Source organism: Modicisalibacter sp. 'Wilcox' (assembly GCF_010993675.1).
In the GTDB taxonomy this organism is placed as follows: domain Bacteria; phylum Pseudomonadota; class Gammaproteobacteria; order Pseudomonadales; family Halomonadaceae; genus Modicisalibacter; species Modicisalibacter tunisiensis.
Window position 1 is genome coordinate 1 of sequence record NZ_WNXF01000012.1, and the last position, 25,265, is coordinate 25,265.

Genomic DNA, 25,265 nt, shown 5'->3' on the forward strand with positions numbered 1-25,265 from the left:
GCAACCGTTGCTCGTTGAGCGCCTCGTTGCGAGAGAGGCTGTATTCTACCGATTCGGCCCGGCGTGTCAAGCGGCGTCTGGCGTCGTGGCGATCGGTGAACACCAATCCCGCGGCGGCCGCCGGCCTGCCGAATCACGGGAGAGCATTCTAGGCGTTTCGACGCGGCCTGGCAAGTGCAATTTTCATCGCAACCTTCCGAAAACCGTCGAGGAAACAACCACTTGCTTCTCCTCTCCACCGCCGGTGACGTGTCCCGTCGTCGGCAGCGGATGCGTACTTTACGCCCCACCTTCGGCCCTGACAAGCCCCCTGAGCAACTTTTTTCAATAACTGCGGCGAGACCGGCAACTGGCGCCGGAAACCCGCGGGGTCCGACGCCTTGTTCGAGAGGCCCGAGTCAGCGCCAGAAGTCCCGAATGGAAGCGATGCCCTGGGCACCGACGGCACGGGCATGATTGGCATCGTGGCGGGTCATGCCCCCCAGTGCGAACACCGGCATGGCCGCGGGCTCCACGAGTTGCTGGAAATCGTGCCAGCCCAGGGGCGCGGCATCGGGATGCGAGGGGGTCGTCCGCAGCGGCGACAGGGTCACGAAATCGCAGCCGATTCGCCCGGCCCGGGCCAGCTGGCCTTCATCGTGGGTCGATGCGGAGAGCCACTTGCCCTCGACGATGGGCCGGCGCTCCAGGGTCATCAGTCGTTCACTGGTCAGGTGCACACCATCGGCATCGATGTGCGCGAGCATCTCGGGCTCGGTATTCAACAACAGGCGAGCGCCGTGCTCACGGCATAGCTGCAGGGCCTGTTCAGCGCGCGCCAGGTACGCGGATTCATCCAGCGACTTGGCACGCAGCTGTACCAGACGAACGCCATCCTCGATCAGCGCACGCTGCAGCTTGTCGAGAAAGACCCCATCGTCCTCCTCTTCCGCGGTGATCAGGTATTCGGTCGGCAGCATGACGGCGCGCAGGATCGGCAGATTCGCGGCCGGGAAGGGGTAGTTGAACAGTTCGCCGAGCTTGACCCAGCGAACCGCCTGGCCTTCCCGTCCGTAGGGCTCCCCGGAGAAACCGTGCACCTGCCAGACATCGAGCAGGATATGCTTGTCGGAGTATTCATGATGCACGCGAATCAGGGGCTGGGCCCGCTCGATGGAAATGCCGAGTTCCTCGTGCAGCTCGCGCCGCAGCGCTTCGAAGCCGGTTTCGTAGGGTGCCAGCTTGCCCCCGGGAAACTCCCACAACCCTCCCTGGTCTACCGTGGAGGGGCGTCTGGCCAGCAACACCTCATTTCCGTCGTCGCTGAAGATGGCAGCCGCTGCCACATGCACCCGTCGTTTGATCATCTTGCGTACTTACCTCTAGAACCTTGATGTTTCTCGTTGCGGGACGGAAAATGATGCGCCGATCAACTGCGATAGTCGGCGTTGATGGAGACATACTCGTGCGACAGGTCGGAGGTCCAGACGGTGGCCGCCGACTCGCCGCGTCCCAGTAGGATGCGTATGGTAATGTCTTCCCGCGCCATCTCGCGACTGCCGGCCTCCTCGGTATAGTCGGCCGCACGGCCACCATGCTCGACGAGGCGCACCGCTCCCAGATCGATGGTCACGGCATTGACGTTGAAGTCGTCCACCGGCGCCCGACCCACGGCCGCCAGTATCCGCCCCCAGTTGGCATCCGAGGCATAGAGGGCGGTCTTGACCAGCGGGGAATGGGCCACGGTGAAGGCCACGTCCCGGGCTTCCTGAACCGTCCGGGCCTGCTCGACCTGCAACGTGACGAACTTCGTTGCTCCCTCCGCGTCGCGAATGACGGCCTGGGCCAACGTCACCATGACCTCCTCGAGCGCGGCCCGGAAGGCGGCAACCTCCTTCGGGCTCGAGACCTGCGCGCTGCGCCCGGTGGCCATCAGCAGACAGGCGTCGTTGGTCGAGGTATCGCTGTCGACCGTGATGCTGTTGAAGCTGACCTGGGTCGTTTCGCGCAGCAACGACGAGAGCAGATCCGACTCGATGGCGGCATCGGTCACCACGAAGCCCAGCATGGTGGCCATGTTGGGCTGGATCATGCCGGAGCCCTTGCTGATGCCATTGATGGTGACCGTCTGACCGCCAATCTGGCAGGTGGCGGTCGCGCCCTTGGGCCGCGTATCCGTGGTCAGAATGCCCTCGCCCGCCCGCTGCCAGGCCTCGGACGAATCATCCAGGCTCTCCAGGGCGCGCGGTAACGCGGCCTCGATCCGCGCCACCGGCAGCGGCTCGCCGATCACGCCAGTGGAGAATGGCAGTACCGCCTCGCCGGCACAGCCGACCAGGGACGCCAGGGCGCCACAGCAGTATTCGGCATCCTTCATCCCCTGCTCGCCCGTGCCGGCATTGGCATTGCCGGTATTGATCAGCAGGTAGCGCACGGCACTGCGGGCCAGATGATCCCTGGCGACATGCACCGGCGCCGCACAGAAGGCATTGCGCGTGAACACGCCGGCCACGGTGGTATTCTCCGGCAGCTCGACCACCACCAGGTCGCGTCGCCCCGGTTTCTTGATCGCCGCTTCCGCCGTGCCCAGACGCAGTCCATCGAGGACCGACATCCGGGGAAAGACCGCTTCACCTACCGCCATGCTTCATCTCCTGACCTGTTCGGGATTGTCGCTTACTGCAGCTTGCCGTGACACTGCTTGTACTTCTTGCCCGAGCCGCAGGGGCACGGGTCGTTGCGTCCGACCTTGGGCCCCTCGCGCCGCACCGTCTGCGCCGGGTCGCCGCCCGGCGCCTCGTCGGAGTCTTCCGCGACCTCGTCGTGGCGCTGCGTGGCGCTGGCCTTCTCGCGCTCCAGTGTCTCGCGGCGCTGGCGTTCCAGCTCCTCGACCTCTTCCTGGCGCCGCACCTGGACGTGGCTGAGAATGCGTGTCACGTCGTGCTTGATGTTGCCCAGCAGACTCTGGAACAGCTCGAAGGCTTCGCGCTTGTATTCCTGCTTGGGATTCTTCTGGGCGTAGCCGCGCAGGTGGATGCCCCGGCGCAGGTGATCCATCGACTGCAGATGCTCCTTCCAGCGGGTATCGAGCACCTGAAGCATGACCTGTTTCTCGAAGCGCCGCATCAGCTCTTCACCGACGGCCTCCACCTTGGCGGCATAGATCTCGCGATGCTGGGTCTGCAGGCGTTCGCGCAGGGCCTTCTCGTGGAAGTTCTCGTCCTCGTCGGCCCACTGGGTCAGCGGCACATCGAGGTTGAACTCGCTCTTCAGATACTGCTGCAGGCCCTCCAGATCCCATTGCTCGGGCAGGCTCTGGGGCGGCACGAAGCCGCTGATCGCCTCGTCGAGCACTTCATCGCGGATGTCCGCCACGTTCTCGGACACGTCCTCGGCACCGAGAATCGCGTCACGCTGATCATAGATCACGCGACGCTGATCGTTGGCCACGTCATCGTACTCGAGCAGCTGCTTGCGGATGTCGAAGTTGCGCCCCTCGACCTTCTTCTGGGCCCGCTCGACCGCGTTGGACACCATCTTGTGCTCGATCGCCTCGCCCCGCTCGAGCCCGAGCGCCTGCATCAGACGCTGCACCCGTTCGGAACCGAACAGGCGCATCAGGTTGTCCTCCAGCGAGAGGAAGAAGCGGGTGGAACCCGGGTCCCCCTGGCGACCGGCGCGCCCGCGCAGCTGATTGTCGATGCGCCGCGACTCGTGACGCTCGGAGCCGATGACATGTAGACCACCCGCCTCGAGAACGGCATCGTGACGTTGCTGCCATTCGGCCTTCGCGGCGTCGATCTGCGCCTGGGAGGGATTGTCGAGCTTGGCGACCTCCGCCTCCCAGTTGCCCCCCAGCACGATATCGGTACCGCGGCCCGCCATGTTGGTGGCGATGGTGATCGCCCCGGGCTGCCCGGCCTGGGCGATGATTTCCGCCTCGCTCTGGTGCTGCTTGGCGTTGAGCACGTTGTGGGGAATGTCGGCCTGCTTCATCAGCCCCGACAGCAGCTCGGAGGTCTCGATCGAGGCTGTGCCCACCAGCACGGGACGCCCGGCGTCACGCTGGGCCTTCACGTCCTCGATGATCGCCTCGAACTTTTCCTGGGCCGAGAGATAGACCAGGTCGTTGTGATCGACCCGCGCGATCGGCTTGTTGGTGGGTATCACCGTCACGTCCAGCCCGTAGATCTGGCGGAACTCGAAGGCTTCGGTATCCGCGGTGCCGGTCATGCCCGACAGCTTCTCGTAGAGGCGGAAGTAATTCTGGAAGGTGGTCGAGGCCAGGGTCTGGCTTTCCTTCTGGATGGCCACGCCCTCCTTCGCCTCGACGGCTTGGTGCAGCCCCTCCGACCAGCGCCGGCCGGGCATGCTGCGACCGGTGTGCTCGTCGACGATCACCACCTCGCCACTGCTGACGATGTAGTCGACATCGCGATGAAAGAGATGACGCGCCCTGAGGGCCGAGTGCATGTGGTGCAGCAGCCCCAGGTTCTGGGCCGCATAGAGCGAGTCGTCCTCGCTGAGCAGCCCCTGCCGGCGCATCAGTTCCTCGACCTTGTGGTGGCCGTTTTCGGTCAACTCCACCTGCTTCTGCTTCTCGTCGAGGGTGAAGTCGCCGCTGTCCGGATCCTCGGCGTCCTCGCAGACCTCGAGCTCCGTCGCCAGCCGGTCGACCACCTTGTAGAGCTCGGTGTTTTCCTCCACCGGACCGGAAATGATCAGCGGGGTCCGCGCCTCGTCGATGAGAATCGAGTCCACCTCATCGACGATCGCATAGTGCAGCTCCCGCTGGACCTTCTCTTCCAGCGAGAACGCCATGTTGTCGCGCAGGTAGTCGAAGCCGTACTCGTTGTTGGTGCCGTAGGTGATGTCGCAGGCATAGGCCTCGCGCTTCTCGGCCGAGGTCTGCCCTGAGTAGATCACGCCCACGGTCAGCCCCAGTGCCTCGTAGAGCGGGCGCATCCATTCCGCGTCGCGCCGGGCCAGATAGTCGTTGACGGTCACGACATGCACCCCGCGGCCGGGAATCGCATTGAGATAGACGGCCAGGGTCGCCACCAGCGTCTTGCCCTCGCCGGTCTTCATCTCGGCGATGCGCCCGCGGTGCAGGGTGATCCCGCCGATCAGCTGCACATCGAAGTGACGCATGCCCATGATCCGACGACTGGCCTCGCGCACCGTGGCGAAGGCCTCGGGAAGCAGGCGATCGAGACTTTCCCCGTTCTGGAGGCGCTCGCGAAACTGGGCCGTGCGTGCCTTCAGGGCGTCGTCGTCGAGGGCCGCGACCTCCTCTTCCAGACGGTTGATGTCGGCGACCAGCTTGCCCATGCGCTTGACTTCACGGTCGTTCTTGGACCCGACGAGCTTGCGAACCAGAGTATTGATCATTAGCAGTATCCAATCATTGTGCAAAGAAGGCCGGCGGCACTCTGCCGACCGAAAACCTCGATCACGCATTCACACAATGAAAGGCGGTGCCCGGGGGGCGCGAGACGCCAGATCCGCACCGGAACAGGCGTGCCCGGCCACCTGCCGCCAGACACGCGTCTCGCGCCCGGGCCGACCGACACTCGTCGGCCACCGGTGCGAAGCCCGCTTGCGCGCCCGACGCGATTCCTCGCGGATCGCCGCGGGAGCCATGAGGCAGATCTGGGTGATCTGTTCGGCGAGCCGGAGCGCTTCGGCATGCCCCAGCGTGGTCGGCAGCAGGCAACCGACCAGCAGGCCGGCCAGCCACCAGCGCGACGTGCGTCTGGCACGCTGCCGACCGGTTCCATCGGCGCGACTCGCGGCAGGAGTGGGGCAGGTCATGCTGTCGAAGGGCTCCAGGGCATGCTAGATTGCGCAGTATCGCTTTCGCAGTTTCACGGGCAAGCCAATGAGTATAAAGGCTAAGCGTTTTCGCGCCCAGCCCGCGACACGCCTCCTTTCCCCCCAGGGCCCCTCCGGCGCCGACCTCGGCGGGCTGCTGCACAAGGCACAGCTCATCGACCGCGCCCAGGCGCACTTGCGCCATCATCTCCCGGAAGAGATGCGCCCCCACCTGTTCGTGGGCGGCTACCGGGATGGGCGCCTGACCCTGATCACGGATGGAGCCCACTGGCTGACCGCACTGCGTTACGATCAGACACGCCTGCTGCGCCTGATACGAGAACTGCCCGGCTTCGAGGCCGTGCTCGCCCTGACCTTCAAGGTGCGCCCCGTCAGCCCGGTCAGACCACCCCCGGTCCAGCACCGAACGCTGTCCTCCCCCGCCGCCGATGAACTGCAGGCCTGCGCCCGGGACACCCAGGACCCGCAACTCAAGCGCGCCCTGGAGCGCCTCGCTGCCCACGCGTCGATGAACGGCGACAGCCGGGACGCGTGAATCGCCCACGAAAAACGCCAGCCCGGTCGGGCTGGCGTCAAGCATGCCTGGTTGCCTGTAGAAGAACGCGTCACATGGCCATGGCAGGGGCCGAGTAGGAGATCGGCGCTCGCTGGGACGCCTCCTCGAAGGTGACGATCTCCCAGGCGTCGGGGTTTTCCAGCATGGCCCTGCAGAGCTGATTGTTGAGGGCATGACCGGACTTCACGCCGCGAAACTCGCCGATCAGGCTGTGGCCGAGCTGGTAGAGGTCGCCGATGGCATCGAGCACCTTGTGCTTGACGAACTCGTCCTCGTAGCGCAGCCCACCCTCGTTGAGAATGCGGTAGTCATCGACGACGATGGCGTTGTCCAGGCTGCCGCCTAGGGCCAGATTCTGCGAGCGCAGGAACTCCAGGTCGCGCATGAAGCCGAAGGTCCGGGCCCGCGAGACTTCCTTGACGAAGGAGGTGGTCGAGAAGTCGACGCTGGCCAGCTGCTTCTGCTGCTCGAAGACCGGATGGTCGAAATCGATCGAGAACGTGACCTTGAAGCCTTCATGGGGCAGGAAGAGGGCTTCCTTGTCGCCGTCGCGCACCAGCACCTCGCGCTTGATGCGAATGAACTTCTTCGGCGCCTCCTGCTCGGCGATTCCCGCCGACTGGATGAGGAACACGAAGGGTCCGGCACTGCCGTCCATGATCGGCACTTCCGGTGCGCTCAGCTCGACGAAGGCATTGTCGATACCCAGTCCCGCGAAGGCCGACATCAGGTGCTCGACGGTCGCCACCTTGACGCCGTCGCGCGACAGGGCCGTGCACAGGGTGGTATCGGTGACATTCTCGGCGCGCGCCGGGATGCGAACTTCCGGCTCGAGGTCCGTGCGCACGAACACGATGCCGGTGTTGACCGGCGCCGGACGCAGGGTCAGATAGACCTTCTCGCCCGAGTGCAGGCCGACTCCCGTGGCCCGCATGGTGTTCTTGAGGGTTCTTTGCTTAATCATGGGCAATGACCAGGCTGCTGCATAAATTGTCAAACAGTGTTCACTATACCATCGAACGCCTGTTTAACCAAAAATTTGTCGCTGGCCACGCCCATGACGCCCGCCGACCGGATGGATCAGTCGGCCTGGCGGCGCAGGAAGGCCGGAATATCGAGATAGTCGTCGATGTCCTTGGCCTTGCGGCGCTCCTGACGGGCCTTCGCGGTCTCCTCCTGCTCGGCCTTGGCCGCCTGCTGACGCATGACGGTCGGCTGCTGGAGCTTGCGGTAGTCGGTGGTCTCGGGCCGCGCGACCGACTCGCGGGCGGCCGGCTTCTCGCGGACACCGTCCAGGCCGGCGGCCACCACGGTGACCCGCAGCTCGTCGGACATCTCCATGTCGATCGCCGTGCCCACCACGATGGTGGCATCCTGGGAGGCGAACTCCTGCACCGTGGCGCCGACGTCGTTGAACTCGCCGATCGACAGATCCGGGCCGGCCGTGATGTTGACCAGGATGCCGCGCGCGCCGTGCAGGTCGATATCCTCGAGCAGCGGGCTGCGAATCGCCTTCTCGGCGGCCTCGCGGGCCCGGTTCTCGCCGGTCGCGCCGCCGGTGCCCATCATCGCCATGCCCATCTCCGACATGACGGTGCGCACGTCGGCGAAGTCGACGTTGATGATCCCCGGGCTGGTGATCAGTTCGGCGATGCCCTGGACCGCGCCGAGCAGCACGTCGTTGGCGGCACTGAACGCCGTCAGCAGGCTCGCGCTCTTGCCCAGTACCGCCAGCAGCTTCTCGTTGGGGATGGTGATCAGCGAGTCGACGTGCTGGGAGAGCTCCTTCATGCCCTCCTCCGCGACCTTCATGCGCTTGGGCCCCTCGAACGGGAAGGGCCGCGTCACCACGGCCACGGTCAGGATGCCCAGCTCCTTGGCCACCTCGGCCACCACCGGTGCACCGCCGGTACCGGTCCCCCCGCCCATGCCGGCGGTGATGAAGACCATGTCGGCGCCCTGCAGCAGTTCCGCGATGCGCTCGCGATCCTCCATCGCCGCCTGACGGCCCACGTCCGGGCTGGCACCGGCACCCAGCCCCTTGGTTATTTCGCTGCCTAACTGGAGAACGGTCTTGGCGGCAACCCGTTTGAGGGCCTGCGCATCGGTGTTGGCGCAGATGAATTCGACGCCCTCGATGTTGCTCTCGACCATGTGATTGACGGCATTGCCGCCGCCACCACCAACGCCGATCACCTTGATGACAGCGCTGCTGGAAGGTGCATTATCTACCAGTTCGAACATTTGCCCCGTCTCCTGGCCAGTTTCGGCCTTGTCAGAAATTTCCTTTGAACCAGCCTTTGACCCGTTCCAGCGCCGAGATGCCATCCTTGAGACCACGCCGTGAGACTTCCTCTCTACGGGGCTGGGCGGACACCGCACGGTTATCGCCCGGCTTGGCGTCACGCATTCCGTAGAGTAGCAAACCCACGCCCGTGGAATAAATCGGATTGCGCACCACGTCGACCAGCCCCCGCACATTCTGGGGGCTCGCGATGCGCACCGGCATGTGAAAGATTTCCTCCGCGAGTTCGACCACGCCTTCCATGCGCGCCGTCCCCCCGGTCAGCACCACGCCCGCGGCCACGAGATCCTCGTAGCCGCTGCGCCGCAGTTCCTCGCGTACAAGGGTAAACAGTTCCTCGTAGCGCGGCTCGACCACCTCGGCCAGCGACTGACGCGACAGGTCGCGAGCCGGGCGGTCTCCCACGCTGGGAACCTTGATCATTTCATCGCTGGACGCCAGCTGCGTCAGGGCACAGGCATACTTGACCTTGATGTCCTCGGCATACTGCGTCGGCGTGCGCAGCGCCATGGCGATGTCGTTGGTGACCTGGTCGCCGGCAATGGGGATGACCGAGGTGTGACGAATGGCGCCCTCGGTGAACACCGCGATGTCGGTCGTGCCGCCACCGATATCCACCATGCACACACCCAGCTCGCGCTCGTCCTCGGTAAGTACCGCGTGGCTCGACGCCAGCTGCTCGAGGATGATGGCATCGACCTCGAGACCACAGCGCCGCACGCATTTCTCGATATTCTGCACCGCGTTGAGCGCCGCGGTCACCAGATGCACCCGAGCCTCCAGACGCACGCCCGACATGCCGAGCGGCTCACGGATGCCCTCCTGGGTGTCGATGGCGAACTCCTGGGGCAGGACATGCAGGATACGCTGCCCCTCGGAGATGGCCCGGGCCCGGGCCGAGTCGATGACCCGCTCGATATCGGAGGGCGTCACCTCGCGGTCCTTGATCGCGACCACACCGTCGGAGTTCATCGAGCTTATGTGGCTGCCCGCGATCCCCACGTAAACCGAATGGATATCGCATCCGGCCATCAGCTCGGCCTCTTCCACCGCCCGCTGAATCGACTGGACGGTGGACTCGATATTGATGACCACCCCCTTCTTCATGCCCCGGGAAGGGTGCGAACCGATACCGACGATTTCCAGCCCGCCATCGTCCGTGGGCTGACCGACGATCGCCACGACCTTGGATGTTCCGATATCCAGCCCGACCACCATATTGGAAGCATTGGATTGTCCTGCCATGGGTCGGGATCACTCCTCGATCTTCACTGAATTGAGAAACCGTATTTTTGCAGATACAAAGTTGGGTCGAAGTATAGAACGTAAACGCCAAGCAGGCCGTGACCCAAGAGAATTCGGCTCAGAATACGGGGATTTTTTGGCGAAAGAAATACCTCGTCATGCCCCCGATGGCCGGAATTAGTGACCGGAATCACGACAGACGCCTGCCCCCGTCAGCCGTCCGCACCTGCCTCGGCATCCTCGCCATGCCAGGCGACGGCAACCCCGTTGGGATAACGCAGGTCGACGTAGCGGATCCGCGACGCCTGTTCGCCCAACTGGCGACGCCAGGCCGCCACGAAGCGGGCCAGCCGGGCCGGTCTGTCGTTGCGCCCGAGCATCACCCAGAGGCCGTCATTGACCTGAAAGCGCCAGGCGCCGCGGTCCTCGAGGCGCAGCTGGGTGACCGTGAGCCCCAGCGGCTTGAGCTGCCGCTGGAGGCGATCGTACCAGGCCAGCACTTCCGCACCGCTGCCGCGCGGACCCGCCAGGTCGGGCAACGGCTCGTCGACCGTCACCGAGTCGCGACGAAACGCCTTCCCCCGGGGGTTGAGCAGTTCGCTGTCGTTCCAGCGCGCCACCGGACGCTGCTCGAACAGCTCGAAGGTCAGGGCGTCGGGCCAGTGCCGCGACACGCGAACCTCCTCGAGCCACTCGATGCGTCGCGCCCGCTCGCGCAGTTCGCCGAGATCCACCGACAGCCACGTCCTGCCCTGCACCAGAGGCGCCAGCTTGCTGCGCAGGTAGGCCGCGCTGACATGTTCCAGCTCGCCGCGAATGGAGACCCGCTCGATCGGCCGGTCCAGCCACAGCCACAACGCCCGGCCACCGGCCACCAGCAGCACCAGCAGCAGGACCAGACCCAGCCAGGAGCCCCGCGAACCGCTCCCGCTCGCCGCCATCCGGGTCAGGACTCCAGCGCCGTGTCGAGAATGCGCAACACCAGGGCATCGAAATCGATCCCGGCATGCGCGGCGGACTGCGGCACCAGGCTGTGATCGGTCATCCCCGGCACGGTGTTGACCTCGAGCAGCCAGAAGCGTCCCTGATCGTCGCGCATCACGTCGACACGCCCCCAGCCCCGACCGCCGATGGCTCGAAAGGCATCCCGGCAGAGCTCGCCAAGGGCCCGCTCGTCCGCCTCGTTCAGCCCGCAGGGCAGGTGGTAGCGGGTGGTGTCGGAGTGATACTTGGCCTCGTAGTCGTAGAACCCGCCGGGCACTTCGACCCGAATCGCCGGCAGCGTGCGATCGCCCAGCAGCGATACCGTGTACTCGTCGCCCTGAATGTAGCGCTCGGCCATGACCGCCGCGTCGAAGCGTGCCGCCTCGCCGAAGGCGGCTTCCAGGGCCTGCCGGTCGTGGACGATGCTGATGCCCAGCGTCGATCCTTCATGGACGGGCTTGACGATCAGCGGCAGGCCCAGCTGCGTCACGACCGCGTCCCAGTCCGAGTCGGGACCGAGCGTGATGCTCTCCGGCGTGGGCAGCCCGACGGCCCGCCACAGCTGCTTGGACCGCTGCTTGTCCATGCCCAGCGCCGAGGCCAGCACACCGCTGCCGGTGTAGGGGACGCCGAGCAGCTCGAGAGCCCCCTGGACGGTGCCGTCCTCGCCCCCCCGGCCGTGCAGCGCGATGAACACCCGATCCGGCGCCAGCGCCTCGAGACCGCTCAGGCCCCCGGCCGCCAGATCATACCCACGCGCATCCACACCGCTGCGCTGCAAGGCGGCCAGCACGGCGGCACCACTGACCAGCGACACCTCACGTTCGGCCGAGTCCCCGCCATGGAGCACGATCACGCGCCCGTATCGCCCGGGGCACGGCGCCCCGGTGCTCGCCTGATGCCTGACGCTCATAGCTCGACCTCGTGCAAGCCCAGTTGACTGTCGGCCAGGGCCAGGGCGATGCCACCGATGTCGCCTGCCCCCTGGGTGATCAGAATATCGCCATCCTGCAGCACATTGTGCAACAGACGCGGCAGTTCGGCCTTGGCCTCGACGAACAGCGGATCGACCTCGCCGCGCTGCCGGATCGAGCCCGCCAGGGTCCGTCCCTCCGCCCCGGTGATCGGCGCCTCGCCGGCGCTGTAGACATCCAGCAGCACCAGGGTATCGACCCCGGACAGCACGCGCACGAAGTCCTCGTAGAGGTCCCGAGTACGCGAGAAGCGATGGGGCTGGTACACCATCACCAGGCGCCGCTGAGGCCAGCCCGCGCGTACCGCACGGATCACCATCTCCACCTCGCGCGGATGGTGCCCGTAGTCGTCCACCAGCATCACACGCCCTTCCCCGTCGGGCAGGGCAAATTCGCCATGCACCTGGAAGCGCCGGCCCACGCCGGCGAAGCTCGCCAGCCCGCGCTGGATCGCCGCATCATCGACGCCGGCATCGGTGGCGACGGCAATCGACGCCAGGGCATTGAGCGCATTGTGCTCGCCGGGCATCGCCAGGCGCACCGCCAGCGGCGCATGCCCCTCCGGACGCCGTGCCGTGAAGCGGATCTCGCCGGCCTGCTGCACGAAGTCGGTGATCCGGTAGTCCGCCTGGGCATCGAAGCCGTAGGTCACGAACTGCCGCTGCACCCGTGGCAGCAGCTCGCGCACGTTGGCGTCATCCAGGCACAGCACCGCCAGGCCGTAGAACGGCAGGTTGTGCAGGAACTCGATGAAGGTGTCCTTGAGCCGCGCGAAGTCCCCGGCGTAGGTCCCCATGTGGTCGGCATCGACATTGGTCACCACCGCGACCATGGGCTGCAGGTGCAGGAAGGAGGCGTCCGACTCGTCGGCCTCCGCGACCAGCACGTCGCCTTCCCCCAGGCGGGCATTGGTGCCGGCACTGGTCAGCTTGCCGCCGATCACGAAGGTCGGGTCCAGCCCGCCCTCGGCCAGCAGCGTCGCGGTCAGGCTGGTGGTAGTGGTCTTGCCGTGGGTGCCGGCGATGGCGATGCCGTGACGAAAGCGCATCAGCTCCGCCAGCATCTCGGCGCGCCGCACCACCGGAACGCGGTGCTCGCGGGCCCAGGCGATCTCGGGGTTGCCGGCATCCACCGCGGTGGACACCACCACCACGTCGGCCCCCTCGGCATGGGCAGCGGCGTGGCCGACGGCGATACGCACGCCGCAGCCCTCGAGATGTGCCGTCACCGAAGAGGCCTTGAGGTCACTGCCGCTGACCGCGTAGCCCTGATTGGCCAGCACCTCGGCGATGCCGCACATGCCGGCGCCGCCGATGCCCACGAAGTGAATGCGCCGGATGCGTCGCATGCCCGGCCCCTTGCGAAGCTGACCGGGCACGGGGGAAAACAGGCTATCGCTCACGAGCGGCCTCCATGCAGCCTTCCACCAGGCGATCGACGGCGTCGAGACGCGCCCGGGAGCGCGCCGCCCCGGCCATGGTGGCGAGACGTTGGGGATTGAGGACCTCGTCCAGCACGCTGGCCAGCGAGGTCGCGTTCAGGGTGGCCTGGGGCAGCAGTCGCGCGGCCCCGGCCTCCACCAGGTAATCGGCATTGCGGGTCTGGTGATCATCGACCGCATGCGGGAACGGCACCAGCAGCGCCGGCTTCGCCGACGCCGCCAGCTCGCTGACCGTCAGCGCCCCGGAACGGCAGACCACCAGGTCCGCCCAGTCGTAGGCCTCGGCCATGTCGTCGATGAACTCGCTGACCCGAGCATCGACCCCGGCCTCCCGATAGCCCTGCTCGGTGGCGTCGCGACGGTCGCGACCGGCCTGATGACGAACCTCGGGGCGCCGCGCTTCGGGCAGCTTCGCCAGCGCCTCGGGAAGCAACTGGTTGAGGGCCACCGCCCCCAGGGAGCCGCCCACCACCAGGACATGCAGGCGGCGATCCCGCATGGCGTCAGCGTCACGAGGCGTCTCGCCCAGGCGGGCAATGGCCGGCCGCACCGGGTTGCCGATGACGATCGCCTCGCGCCGCGAGCCCAGCTTGCGAAACGCCCCGGGGAAGGCCGCATAGGCATCCCGCGCCAGCCGCGCCAGCACCTGATTGGTCAGCCCGGCGATCGCGTTCTGCTCGTGGACGATCAGCGGCCGTCGGCTTAGCCAGGCCGCCAGCCCGCCGGGGCCGCTGGCGAATCCGCCCAGCCCCACCACCAGCTGCGGATCGAAGGCGGTCAGCACACGTTTCGCCTGTGCCACCGCCCGCCACAGCCGCCACGGCGCCTGCAACCAGCCGGCCATGCCGTTGCCGCGCAGGCCGGCCACCGCGATACGATGCAGCACCAGCCCGGCCTCGGGCACCAGGCGGTTCTCGATGCCCCGCGGACTGCCCAGCCACTCCACCTGCACGCCGCGCCGGGTCAGGGCCTCGGCCAGCGACAGCGCCGGGATCACATGCCCGCCGGTCCCGCCGGCCATGATCAACACCCGGCGCAAGGGCGCGGAGGAAGTCGTCTCCTGTGTCACCGCCTGAAGGCTCCCTGAATAGGTTGAAGGTCGTCAGCGCGCCTTGCCGCCGGGGGCATTGCGCAGCACCTGCCGCGTGTCCAGATCGACGCGTACCAGCAGCGCCACCATCACCGCGCTCACCACCAGGCTGGAGCCGCCATAGCTGAGCAGCGGCAGGGTCAGGCCCTTGGTCGGCAGCATCCCGGTGCTGACGCCGATGTTGATGAACGCCTGGGCGCCGAAGACAAGGGCGATACCGTAGCTGAGATAGGCCGCGAACGGCAATCGCGCCAGCTCGGCACGCCGGCCGATCCGCAGCGCCCGGTACACCAGCACGGCGAACAGCCCCACGACCGCCACGGCGCCCACCAGCCCCAGCTCCTCGGCGATCACCGCGAACACGAAGTCGGTATGCGCCTCGGGCAGGTAGAACAGCTTCTGCACGCTGTTGCCCAGCCCCAGGCCGAACCAGTGCCCGCGCCCGTAGGCGATCAGCGCCTGGGTCAGCTGGTAGCCCGAGTCATACATGTCCGCCCAAGGGTTGGTGAAGCTGGTCAGCCGCTCGAGGCGGTAGGGCTCGGCCACCGCCACGATGCCGCCCAGCGCCACCACCAGCGCCAGCAGCAGGATGAAGCGCATCAGCGGCGCCCCGGCCATCAGCAGCATGCCCATCACGCAACCGGTCACCACCACCAGCGCACCGTAGTCCGGCTCCATGATCAGCAGCACGCCGAACGGCACCAGAATCACCAGCGGCTTGAGGAAGTCCCACCAGTAGCGGCGCACCCCGGGCAGGAAGCGCTCGAGATAGCGGGCCACGAACAGGATCAGGCACAGCTTGGCCACTTCCGAGGCCTGCACGTTGATCACGGCCAGCCGAATCCATCGGCGACTGCCGTTGACCTCGGTGCCGACGACCAGCACCACGACCAGCAGCGCGAAGGCCAGCACCAGCAGCCAGCCGGCATAGTGCTTCCACAGCGCAAGCGGCACCCGCACCAGCGGCACGGCGATCACCAGCGAGATCAGGATGAAGGCCCCGTGGCGAATGCTGAAATAGTAGGGGTTGCCGGTCAGGCTGGTGGCAATCTCGGTGGAGGCCGAGGTGACCATGACCCAGCCGACCATCAGCAGGGAGACCGCCGCGATCAGCAGCCAGCCATCACAGCTCTGGTGGTCGGTAGACAGGCGGCGGCGCAGCGCGGCGATCACGGTTGGCGCTCCTCGTCGCCCGCACCGCGCGCCCGTGCCTCGGCCCGGAAGGCGTCGCCGCGCGCGCGATAATCGGTGAACTGGTCGAGACTGGCACAGGCCGGCGACAGCAGGATACAGTCGCCGGGCTCGGCGACGGCCACGGCCCGCGCCACCGCCTCGGCAAGCGTCGCGCAGCGCGTCACCGTCACCCGCCCGACGAGCGCCCGCGCAAGCCGCTCGGCATCCGCGCCGAACACGATCGCTTCCCGGGCGTGGCGACCCAGCGGCTCGGCCAGCGGCGAGAAGTCCGCGCCCTTGCCGACCCCGCCACCCAGCCAGACCAGCCGCCCGGTCAAGGTGGGGCCGAGACCGTCGATCGCCGCCAGGGTCGCGCCGACGTTGGTGCCCTTGGAGTCGTTGATCCAGCGGATGCCGCCGGCCTCGGCGACCAGCTCGCCGCGATGGGCCAGGCCGGGAAAGCGCGCCAGCACCCGGTGCATCGCCGGCCACGCGAGCCCCAGATGGGTCCCCATGGCCAGCGCCGCCAGGGCATTGGCCTGATTGTGCCGCCCGGCCAGTCGCATCTCGCCGGTCGCCATCAACGGCGTCGCGCCATGCATCAGCCAGGGCGAGCCGTCCGGCCCGGGGGCGATGCCCCACTCGTCGCCCTGCGGCGGGCGAGTGGTGAAGCGAGCCTGCGACGCCGGCACCGAGTCCGGCCAGGTCCAGGGATCCTCGGCGTTGACCACTGCATGCGTCGCGCCGCGAAAGATCGCGCGCTTGGCGGCCTGGTAGCCGGCCATGTCGCCATGCCGGTCGAGGTGATCCTCGGACAGGTTGAGGAAAGCCACGCACGCCGCGCCCAGCTCGGGCGTGGTCTCGAGCTGGAAGCTCGACAGCTCGAGTACGAACAGCTCCGCCTGCGGCTGCCGGGCCAGCAGGTCGAGGGCCGGGGTGCCCAGGTTGCCGCCGACCGCCACGCGCCGACCGGCCTCGGCGGCCATCTCGCCGAGCAGCGTGGTCACCGTCGACTTGGCATTGGAGCCGGTAATCGCGGCGATCCGCCCCGGGCAGTCGCGCACGAACAGCGCGATCTCGCCCACCACCCGCGGTACATCGGCACGCCCGGCCAGTGTCGCTCGCCAGTAGTCGGCGATGCCCGGGGTGAACGGATCGACGCCGGGGCTCAGCACCAGCTCCCGAGCCCCGGCCATGTCCAGCTCGGTCAGCGACCCGGTGTGCACCGCCACGTCGGGAAACGCGGCACGGAAATCGGCCAGCCCGGGCGGCTCGGCCCGGGTGTCGGCCATCATGAACGGCTCGCCGCGTCGTGCCAGGTGACGCGCGATCGCCAGCCCCGACACGCCCAGACCGACGACCAGGGTGTAGCCCGGTGGCACCGTTGTCATCGCCGCTTCTCCCCTTTCCTTGTGCTCGACGGACGCCGCGCGCCTAGCGAATCTTCAGCGTGGACAGGCCCAGCAGCACCAGCACCACGGTGATGATCCAGAAACGCACGATCACCCGGGGTTCCGGCCAGCCCTTGAGCTCGAAGTGATGATGCAGCGGCGCCATGCGGAAGATGCGCCGGCCGGTGAGCTTGTAGGAGGCCACCTGCAGGATCACCGAGACCGTCTCCATGACGAAGACACCGCCCATGATGAACAGCACGATCTCCTGGCGCACCACCACGGCCACCACGCCCAGCGCGGCGCCCAGCGACAGGGCACCGACATCGCCCATGAACACCTGCGCCGGATAGGTGTTGAACCACAGAAAGCCCAGCCCGGCCCCCGCGATGGTGCCGCAGAACACCGCCAGCTCGCCGGCACCCGGCACCTGGGGGATGTGCAGGTACTCGGCGAACACCGTGTTGCCGCTGGCATAGGCGAACACGGCCAGCCCCATGGCCACCATCACCGTGGGCATGATCGCCAGCCCGTCGAGGCCGTCGGTCAGGTTCACCGCATTGGAGCTGCCCACAATCACCAGGTAGGTGAGCACCACGAAGCCCAGCCCCAGCGGCACGGCCACCTCCTTGAACAGCGGCACGATGAGACTGGTCTCCACCGGGCTGGCCGCGGTCACGTAGAGGAACACCGCGGCCCCGAGCCCCAGCACCGACTGCCAGAAGTACTTCCAGCGCGCCGGCAGGCCGCGGGGGTTCTTTTCCACCACCTTGCGGAAATCATCGACCCAGCCGATGGCCCCGAAACCCAGGGTGACGACGAGCACCAGCCAGACGTAGTGGTTGGTCAGATCCCCCCACAGCAGGGTGCTGATGGCGATCGCGATGAGGATCATCGCCCCGCCCATGGTCGGCGTGCCCGCCTTGGACAGATGCGACTGGGGGCCGTCGTCGCGCACGGCCTGGCCGATCTGGCGCTCGACCAGGCGACGAATCACCAGCGGCCCCAGCCACAGGCACAGCAGCAGGGCCGTGAGCGTGCCCAGGATGGTGCGCAGCGTGAGATAGTTGAAGACCGTGAAAGCGCTCTGAAACTGCGCGAGCAAGTCGGCTAAGAGAAGCAGCATGAGTTCCGCTCACCTTGAATCATCGGCGCGCAGCTCGGCAATCAGGCGTTCCATGCCGGCGCTGCGCGAGCCCTTGACCAGCACGCTGGCCTCGGGCGGCAGATGGTCGTGGGCATGGCGCAGCAGCGCCGCCCAGTCCGTGAAATGACACCCGGGATCGCCGAAGGCCCGAGCCGCCGGCTCGGCCTCGGCGCCCAGGGTGCCGAGAAAGTCGATGCCCCGCTCGCGGGCGTACTGCCCGACCTCGGCATGCAGCGCCGCGGAGGCCGTTCCCAGCTCCCCCATGGCACCCAGGTAGCAGTAATGCGGCCCCGGCAGGGCGGCCAGCACGTCCAGCGCCGCCTTCACGGCGCCGGGGTTGGCGTTGTAGGTGTCGTCGAGCAGCCGTCGCCCCTCGCGGCCCGGCGTCAACGACAGCCGCCCCGGCAGCGCGGCCGCCTCGCCCAGCCCGGCGGCCAGCTCGCCCTCGGGCAGGCCCAGCGCCAGCGCGGCTCCCGCGGCGGCCAGCGCATTGGCGACGTTGTGGCGCCCCATCAGCGCCAGGGTGACGCGCCCCGCTTCGCGACCGTCGACGACGAGCGTGAAAGCATACCGTCCCGCGTCATCGGCCACCAGGTCGCGGGCGTGAACCCGCGCCGGGCGCTCGACGGCGAAGTCCAGCACCTCGCGCTCCCCGGCCATGCGCCGCCAGAAGGCATGGAAGCGATCCTCGCGGTTGAGCACCGCCGTGCCGTCGGCCGGCAGCCCCGCGAGGATCTCGGCCTTGGCCTGAGCGATCGCTCCCGGCCCGCCGAACTCGCCGACATGGGCGCCGGTCACGTTGGTGATCACCGCCACGTCGGGCCGTGCCAGCGTCGTCGTCCAGGCGATCTCGCCGCGGTGGTTGGCCCCCAGCTCGAGCACCGCATGCCGGTGCCCGGCCTCGAGGCCCAGCAGGGTCAGCGGGACCCCGATCTCGTTGTTGAGGTTGCCGCGGGTGGCCAGCGTCGGCCCCTGACGGCGCATCAGGGCCGCCAGCATCTCCTTGACGGTGGTCTTGCCGCTGTTGCCGGTGATGGCCGCCAGCCTGCCGGTCCAGCCCCGGCGGCGCGCCTCGGCCAGCATGCCCAGCGCCAGCCGGGTGTCGGGCACCACCAGCTGGGCGAGAGGATCGTCGACCGGGCGCGCGACGACTGCCGCCACGGCACCCGCCTCCCGCGCCCGGGCCAGGAAGGCATGGCCATCGAAGCGCTCGCCCTCGAGGGCGACGAACAGGTCGCCGCGCCCGAGGCGGCGGGTATCGGTGATGACGGCACCGACGGCGGCATCGGCCGGCGGCGCGGGGCAGTCGAACAGGCTCGCGAGCTCGCCCAGACGGGCCGGAAACGGCGGCGTCATGCGCGCGCCTCCCGCCGGGCCAGCGCGTCGCGCGCCGCGGCCTCGTCGCTGAAGGGGCATCGCCGGCCGGCAACCTCCTGATAGGCCTCGTGGCCCTTGCCGGCGACCAGGATCAGATCCCCGGCGCCGGCCTCGGCCACCGCCCGCTCGATGGCCGCCGCCCGCCCCTCGAGACTCAGGGCCGCGGCGCGGCCGGCATCGCTCATGCCGGAGAGAATCGCCTCGCGGATCGCCGCCGGGGTCTCGCTGCGCGGGTTGTCGTCGGTGACGATCACGCGATCGGCCTCGCGGGCGGCAACCTCGCCCATCAGCGCCCGCTTGCCGGTGTCGCGATCGCCCCCGCAGCCGAACACGCACCACAGCTTCGCCGTCGCGGCGCCCTCGTCCGGCAGGTGATCGCGCAGCGCCCGCAGGGCCTGCGCCAGGGCATCCGGCGAGTGCGCATAGTCGACCACCACGGTCGGCGCGCCGGGCCGGGTCAGGCGCTGCATGCGCCCCGGCACCGGCGCCAGGTCGGCCGCGGCCCGGCACAGCTCGTCCAGATCCTCGCCCTGCCCCAGCAGCGCGGCCATGGCCAGCAGCACGTTATCCAGGTTGAAGCGCCCCATCAGGGAAAGCTCAAGGACCCGCTCGCCGTCCGGCGTGGCGATCAACGCCCGCTGGCCCGTTTCGTGGGGCAACCAGTCCAGCACCCTCAGGGTGGTGGCCTCGGCGCTGCCGGTCGCCAGCACCCGCACGCCCGCCGGCAGCCCGGCCAGCATCAGCCGCGCCAGCGGGTCGTCGCCATTGACCACCGCGTGCTCGAGTTCGGGACGCTGGAAGAGGCGCGCCTTGGCGGCGGCATAGGCCGCCATGCTGCCGTGGTAGTCGAGATGGTCACGGCTCAGGTTGGTGAACACCGCGGTAGCGATCCGGGTGCCCGCCAGCCGCTGCTGGTCCAGCGCATGGGACGAGGCCTCGATCGCCACCCGTTCGAGGCCGTCGGCCGCCATCGCGCCCAGCGCCGCCTGCAGTTCCAGCGCCCCCGGCGTGGTCTGGCCGCTGTCGGTCAGCGCCCCGAGACGCCCCCAGCCCAGGGTGCCGACGACGCCCGCCGGACGCCCCAGCGCCGACGAAAGCTGGGCCAGGTAATGGGTCACGGAGCTCTTGCCGTTGGTCCCCGTGACGGCGACGAGCGACAGCGCGTCAGGCACGCGGAAGAGGAGCCTGCCGAGTTCGCCCAGGGCCTCGCCGAATCCGGGCAGCCAGCTGGTGCGCGACTCGGCCGCCGCCGGCTCGCCTTCCCCCTCGGCGAGCACCCATTCGGCGCCGGCGTCCAGGGCGTCACCGATGAAGCGACGCCCGTCGCCCATCACGCCCGGCACGGCAATGAATACCGCCGGATGCGGGCAGCGCGACACTTCCCGGCTGTCACGCGTCAGGCAGAGCGGCGTGGCGTCATGCGGCAACGGCAGGGTATCGCCGTGGGGCCAGAGCGTGGCCAGCGCATCGGCCAGGCGCGCACGGGTCGTCTCGATCACGGCAGGGCCTCCTTCTTGTCCGGCAGTACATCCAGCAGGCGCAGCGCCTTGCCGACCACGCGGGAAAACACCGGCGCGGCGACCAGGCCACCGTAGTACTCCTGCCCGCGGGCATTGTCGATCATCACCACGGTGACGATGCGCGGATCCGAGACCGGGGCGATCCCGGCGAACAGCGAGCGATAGGCGGTAGTCTGATAGCCGCTGCTCTCCACCTTGCGCACCGTGCCGGTCTTGCCGGCGATCCGGTAGCCGGGCACCATCGCCCGTGACCCGCCGGCGTGGGGCTGAACGATGTGCTCGAGCATGCCCAGCAGCTCATGCGCCACCTTGGGTTTGATGACCGGCTTGCCCTTGGGCGGGTCCGAGACCTTGAGCAGCGACGGCGACAGCTCGCGCCCGTCATTGGCGATCGCCGTGTAGGCGGTGGCGAGCTGCAGCGCCGACACGGCCACCCCGTAACCGTAGGCCATGGTCGCCCGCTTGCTGTCCGACCAGTTGTAGGGGGCGGGCAGGCTGCCCTCCGCCTCGCCGGGGAAGCCGACTTCCGGAGCCTGGCCCAGCCCCAGCGCCTGATAGCGGTTCCAGATGGTGTCATCGTCGAGCTGCAGCGCGATGCGGGTCATGCCGACGTTGGACGAATGCAGCAGGATCCCGGCCGGCTTGAGCTTGCCGTAGTTGCGGAAGTCGTTGATGGTGTAGCCGTCGACCCGCGTGTACCCGGGCGAGGTGTCGATCACCGTATCCGGGGTGATCTTGTCGGTCTCGAGCGCCGCCGACATCGCCAGCGGCTTCATCACCGAGCCGGGCTCGAAGGCGTCGGTGATCGCCTGGTTGCGCAACCCGTCGACGTCGATGTCGGTGCGGTTGTTGGGGTTGTAGGACGGCGAGTTGACCATGGCCAGCACCTCGCCGGTATGGGCATCCATCATCACCAGGGTGCCGCCGTCGGCATTGTGCTCGTCGACCGCCGCCTTGAGCTCGCGATAGGCCATGTACTGCAGGCGCAGGTCGATGGACAGGGTCAGGTCGCCGCCCGGCTTGGCCTCCTTGAGCAGGTGCAGGTCGCGCACCAGCCGCCCCTTGCGGTCCTTGAGCACACGGCGCTTGCCCGGCTCGCCGGACAGATAGCTGTTGTAGGCCAGTTCCAGCCCCTCCTGGCCCTGATCGTCGATGTTGGTCACGCCGACCAGCTGTGCCGTCACCTCGCCGGAGGGGTAATAGCGCTTGTACTCATGCTGCGCGTAGACCCCCGGCAACTGGAGATCGAGCACCTTCTGGGCGGCGTCCGGGGTCATGCGTCGCCGCAGGTACATGAATTCGTGATTCCGGTAACGCCGGATGCGCGCATCCAGCGAGTCCAGGTCGACGCCCAGCGCCCGGGCCAGCACCAGCCGCTGGATATCGTCGTCGGGCAGCTCCTGCGGATTGGCCCACAGGCTCACCACCGGCGTGGAGATCGCCAGCGGGTCGCCGTGACGGTCGGTGATCATGCCCCGGTGGGCGTCGATCGGCTCGACCCGCAGGGTGCGGGCGTCCCCCTGCCCCTGCAGGAAGTCCCGGTCGATGACGTTCAGGTAGGCGATCCGCCCCACCAGCGCCGCCAGGGCGATCAGCACGACAGCGATCAGGAAGCGGTAACGCCCCCGCCCCATCGGCGCCACCTCGGCACGTGTCGGTGTCTGCCGCTGCCGCGTCATGGCTGGATCACCTTGACCTGGCTGATGTCGGGCACCTGCATGTCGAGCCGCTCGGCGGCCAGGCGCTCGATGCGTGACGGTGCCGACCAGGTGCTCTCCTCGAGCAGCAGGCGCCCCCATTCGGTCTGAAGCTTGTCCTGCTGCGCCTCGAGTCGCTGCAGACGGGCATACTGCACGCGCGTGCGGTGGGCACTGGCGATCACCGCCAGCGCACTGCCCAGCATCAGCACGATCAGCAGGCCCACCAGCCACAGTCGCCACTGCAGCCGCCAGCGGCGGCGCGGGCGCGTCCTCGACTTGTCCGGTGCGGTACTGGCCATGCCGAGGTCCTAGGCAAGTTTACGGGCGGCGCGCATCACCGCGCTGCGCGCGCGGGGATTCTCGGCGATCTCGGCTTCTCCGGGACGCTGTGCCTTGCCCAGCGTCTCCAGGCGCCGGGCCAGCTGATCGTCGCGGATCGGCATGCCGCGGGGCAGATGGGTGTCACCGCGCACCTGGTCGCGGATGAAGCGCTTGACCCGCCGATCCTCCAGCGAATGGAAGCTGATGACCACCAGGTGCCCGCCCGGCGCCAGCGCCTCGAGCGCCGCGGTCAGCGCCGCCTCGAGCTCCTCGAGCTCGCGATTGACATGGATGCGCAGGGCCTGGAAGGCCCGCGTCGCCGGATGCTTGCCCTTCTCCCAGGCCGGATGCGCGGCCTTGAGCAGCTCGGCCAGCTCGCCGGTACGGGTGATCGGTGCCTCGCGGCGGCGCTCGACGATGGCCCGTGCCATGCGACGGGCGAAGCGTTCCTCGCCGTAGGTCTTGAAGACCCAGGCGATGTCGCGCTCGTCGGCATGCGCGAGCCACTGCGCCGCGCTCTCGCCCTGGGTCGGGTCCATGCGCATGTCCAGCGGGCCGTCGCGCAGGAAGCTGAAGCCGCGCTCGGGGTCATCGAGCTGCGGCGAGGAGACGCCGATGTCCAGCAGGATCCCTGCCAGCCGGCCGTGGACGCCCTGTTCGCGGGCGATCGCGTCGAGCCGGCTGAAGGGGCTGGCGTGGATGGAGAAGCGCGGATCCTCGATGCGCCGGGCCTCGGCCAGCGCCGCGGGGTCGCGATCGATGGCCAGCAGCCGCCCCTCGGGACTCAGGCGCTCGAGCAGCGCCCGGCTGTGGCCGCCGCGGCCGAAGGTGCCGTCCAGATAGACGCCGGCGGGGTCATTGAGCAGGGTGTCGATGGCACCATCGAGCAGCACGCTGGCATGACGGTAGGCGGACGACGAAGAAGCGGCGCTGTGCGGCATGCAAGTCTCGAAAGCCTGATCGATGAAAAGAAGGATGGGAGCCGGCCGATAAGCCGGGTTCTGTCGAGGACAGCCATTCATCTAGGCCCAGCGTCACCACTGGGCTCCAGCAACCTACCCGCCCCCACTGCGGGCCACAGCGTCGGGGGCCTATTCGGTCTTGCTCCGGGTGGGGTTTACCGTGCCACGCACTGTTGCCAGGCGCGCGGTGCGCTCTTACCGCACCCTTTCACCCTTGCCGGCAGCTTGCGCTGCTTAGGCGGTCTACTCTCTGCTGCACTTTCCGTCGGCTCGCGCCGCCCAGGCGTTACCTGGCACCCTGCCCTGTGGAGCCCGGACTTTCCTCCCCCGGAACGCGCACGTCCCGGCGGCGACTGTCTGGCCAGCTCCCAAGCGCGCAAGAATAGCAGCGTGCCGCGCCCCCCTCAACCGTCGGCCTTGAGCGACAAGGCCTCGTCATACCAGCCCTTTTTGCGCCCGCCCAGCACTCGCGCCACCACCGCCGCAGCCTGCTTGACCCCGACCCCCTCGGCAAGCATGGCCCCGATCAGCTCGCGCCCGCGTTCCCTTTCGGGATCCCGGTCCACCACCGGCGCACCTTCGACCACCAGCACGAACTCGCCGCGGGCCTGGTTGGGGTCGGCTTCCAGGGTGGCCAGCAATTCACCGGGCGTGCCGGCCAAAAAGGTCTCGAAGGTCTTGGTCAGTTCACGCGCCAGCACCAGATGGCGCTCTCCCAGCACCGCGCTCAGATCTTCCAGGGTGTCACGGATGCGGTGCGGCGACTCGTAGAACACCAGCGTTTCCTGGCGCTCCGCCAGGGCCTCGATGGCCGAGCGCCGGGGCCCGCCCCGGGCCGGCAGGAAGCCGGCGAACAGGAAGCGATCGGTGGCCACCCCCGAGGCCGACAGCGCCGCAATCAGGGCACAGGCCCCGGGCACCGGCACCACGCGCAGGCCGCGCTCGCGCAGCGCCCGAACCAGCAGGAAGCCGGGGTCGGAAATCAGCGGCGTGCCCGCATCGCTGATCAGCGCCACGTCCTCGCCCGCCTCCAGGCGGGCCGTCAGCGAGGCGATGCGCTGGGCCTCGTTGTGCTCATGCAGCGAGACCAGGGGCGTCTCGACCCCCAGATGGCGCAGCAGGTGCGCGGAGTGGCGCGTGTCCTCGGCGGCGATCAGGGCCACGGCAGCCAGCACGTCCCGCGCTCTGGGCGAGAGGTCCGCGAGGTTACCAATCGGGGTGGCCACCACGTACAATGTGCCTTTGATAGACTCGGTCATGGGTCG

At 68.2% G+C, this 25,265-nt stretch carries 21 protein-coding genes and 1 other RNA gene; 1 reads left to right on the forward strand and 21 read right to left on the reverse strand.

Features of this window, described 5'->3' with window-relative positions; genetic code table 11:
- Positions 1-398 precede the first annotated feature (398 nt).
- The 4 genes from G7A98_RS11615 to G7A98_RS11630 all read right to left on the reverse strand — a co-directional run bounded on the left by G7A98_RS11615 (position 399) and on the right by G7A98_RS11630 (position 5,793).
- Complete coding sequence (locus G7A98_RS11615) at positions 399-1,346, reverse strand: Nudix family hydrolase (protein WP_163649841.1); 948 nt, start codon at positions 1,344-1,346, stop codon at positions 399-401.
- 62 nt (positions 1,347-1,408) lie between these two features.
- Positions 1,409-2,623, reverse strand: coding sequence for a bifunctional glutamate N-acetyltransferase/amino-acid acetyltransferase ArgJ (gene argJ / locus G7A98_RS11620; protein ID WP_163649842.1), 1,215 nt, complete (start codon positions 2,621-2,623; stop codon positions 1,409-1,411).
- 32 nt (positions 2,624-2,655) lie between these two features.
- A complete protein-coding gene (secA, locus tag G7A98_RS11625; RefSeq protein WP_163649843.1) occupies positions 2,656-5,370 on the reverse strand; it encodes a preprotein translocase subunit SecA in 2,715 nt (904 codons plus the stop codon).
- Between the two features lie 69 nt (positions 5,371-5,439).
- Positions 5,440-5,793, reverse strand: coding sequence for a hypothetical protein (locus G7A98_RS11630; protein ID WP_163649844.1), 354 nt, complete (start codon positions 5,791-5,793; stop codon positions 5,440-5,442).
- A gap of 67 nt (positions 5,794-5,860) precedes the next feature.
- Between G7A98_RS11630 and G7A98_RS11635 the strand changes: the two genes are divergently transcribed.
- Positions 5,861-6,349 (forward strand): DciA family protein, encoded by a 489-nt coding sequence (locus G7A98_RS11635; RefSeq protein WP_163649845.1) that lies wholly within the window; start codon positions 5,861-5,863, stop codon positions 6,347-6,349.
- Between the two features lie 70 nt (positions 6,350-6,419).
- Here G7A98_RS11635 and lpxC read toward each other — a convergent pair whose 3' ends face one another.
- From lpxC to rsmI, 17 genes are all read right to left on the reverse strand, one after another.
- Positions 6,420-7,334 carry a UDP-3-O-acyl-N-acetylglucosamine deacetylase gene (gene lpxC, locus G7A98_RS11640; RefSeq protein WP_163649846.1) on the reverse strand — a complete coding sequence of 305 codons (915 nt, stop codon included), beginning with the start codon at positions 7,332-7,334 and terminating at the stop codon, positions 6,420-6,422.
- Positions 7,335-7,450: 116 nt separating this feature from the next.
- Positions 7,451-8,614, reverse strand: a complete 1,164-nt coding sequence (gene ftsZ / locus G7A98_RS11645) for a cell division protein FtsZ (RefSeq protein ID WP_163649847.1) — start codon at positions 8,612-8,614, stop codon at positions 7,451-7,453.
- Positions 8,615-8,645: 31 nt separating this feature from the next.
- Positions 8,646-9,920 (reverse strand): cell division protein FtsA, encoded by a 1,275-nt coding sequence (gene ftsA, locus G7A98_RS11650; RefSeq protein ID WP_163649848.1) that lies wholly within the window; start codon positions 9,918-9,920, stop codon positions 8,646-8,648.
- 212 nt (positions 9,921-10,132) lie between these two features.
- Positions 10,133-10,861, reverse strand: coding sequence for a cell division protein FtsQ/DivIB (locus tag G7A98_RS11655; protein ID WP_163649849.1), 729 nt, complete (start codon positions 10,859-10,861; stop codon positions 10,133-10,135).
- Between the two features lie 5 nt (positions 10,862-10,866).
- Positions 10,867-11,817, reverse strand: a complete 951-nt coding sequence (locus G7A98_RS11660; RefSeq protein ID WP_163649850.1) for a D-alanine--D-alanine ligase — start codon at positions 11,815-11,817, stop codon at positions 10,867-10,869.
- Positions 11,814-13,226, reverse strand: a complete 1,413-nt coding sequence (gene murC, locus G7A98_RS11665; RefSeq protein WP_163649960.1) for a UDP-N-acetylmuramate--L-alanine ligase — start codon at positions 13,224-13,226, stop codon at positions 11,814-11,816. The genes G7A98_RS11660 and murC overlap by 4 nt, the downstream gene beginning before the upstream one ends.
- Positions 13,227-13,269: 43 nt before the next feature.
- Positions 13,270-14,340 (reverse strand): undecaprenyldiphospho-muramoylpentapeptide beta-N-acetylglucosaminyltransferase, encoded by a 1,071-nt coding sequence (murG, locus tag G7A98_RS11670; protein ID WP_163649961.1) that lies wholly within the window; start codon positions 14,338-14,340, stop codon positions 13,270-13,272.
- Positions 14,341-14,421: 81 nt separating this feature from the next.
- Positions 14,422-15,582, reverse strand: a complete 1,161-nt coding sequence (ftsW, locus tag G7A98_RS11675) for a putative lipid II flippase FtsW (RefSeq protein WP_163649851.1) — start codon at positions 15,580-15,582, stop codon at positions 14,422-14,424.
- Entirely contained in the window at positions 15,579-16,973 is a 1,395-nt protein-coding gene (gene murD / locus G7A98_RS11680) for a UDP-N-acetylmuramoyl-L-alanine--D-glutamate ligase (RefSeq protein ID WP_163649852.1), read from the reverse strand. Before murD ends, ftsW begins: the two co-directional genes overlap by 4 nt.
- A 43-nt stretch (positions 16,974-17,016) precedes the next feature.
- Positions 17,017-18,099 carry a phospho-N-acetylmuramoyl-pentapeptide-transferase gene (gene mraY / locus G7A98_RS11685; RefSeq protein ID WP_163649853.1) on the reverse strand — a complete coding sequence of 361 codons (1,083 nt, stop codon included), beginning with the start codon at positions 18,097-18,099 and terminating at the stop codon, positions 17,017-17,019.
- A gap of 9 nt (positions 18,100-18,108) precedes the next feature.
- On the reverse strand, positions 18,109-19,476 hold the full coding sequence (murF, locus tag G7A98_RS11690) for a UDP-N-acetylmuramoyl-tripeptide--D-alanyl-D-alanine ligase (RefSeq protein ID WP_163649854.1): 1,368 nt from the start codon (positions 19,474-19,476) through the stop codon (positions 18,109-18,111).
- A complete protein-coding gene (locus G7A98_RS11695) occupies positions 19,473-20,993 on the reverse strand; it encodes a UDP-N-acetylmuramoyl-L-alanyl-D-glutamate--2,6-diaminopimelate ligase (protein WP_163649962.1) in 1,521 nt (506 codons plus the stop codon). Before G7A98_RS11695 ends, murF begins: the two co-directional genes overlap by 4 nt.
- Positions 20,993-22,696 carry a penicillin-binding transpeptidase domain-containing protein gene (locus G7A98_RS11700; RefSeq protein WP_163649855.1) on the reverse strand — a complete coding sequence of 568 codons (1,704 nt, stop codon included), beginning with the start codon at positions 22,694-22,696 and terminating at the stop codon, positions 20,993-20,995. The genes G7A98_RS11695 and G7A98_RS11700 overlap by 1 nt, the downstream gene beginning before the upstream one ends.
- Positions 22,693-23,016, reverse strand: coding sequence for a cell division protein FtsL (gene ftsL / locus G7A98_RS11705; protein WP_163649856.1), 324 nt, complete (start codon positions 23,014-23,016; stop codon positions 22,693-22,695). The genes G7A98_RS11700 and ftsL overlap by 4 nt, the downstream gene beginning before the upstream one ends.
- A 9-nt stretch (positions 23,017-23,025) precedes the next feature.
- Positions 23,026-23,979 carry a 16S rRNA (cytosine(1402)-N(4))-methyltransferase RsmH gene (gene rsmH, locus G7A98_RS11710; protein ID WP_163649857.1) on the reverse strand — a complete coding sequence of 318 codons (954 nt, stop codon included), beginning with the start codon at positions 23,977-23,979 and terminating at the stop codon, positions 23,026-23,028.
- Positions 23,980-24,012: 33 nt separating this feature from the next.
- Positions 24,013-24,369, reverse strand: an RNA gene (gene rnpB / locus G7A98_RS11715) — RNase P RNA component class A.
- A gap of 35 nt (positions 24,370-24,404) precedes the next feature.
- Entirely contained in the window at positions 24,405-25,259 is an 855-nt protein-coding gene (gene rsmI, locus G7A98_RS11720; RefSeq protein WP_163649858.1) for a 16S rRNA (cytidine(1402)-2'-O)-methyltransferase, read from the reverse strand.
- Positions 25,260-25,265 lie beyond the last annotated feature (6 nt).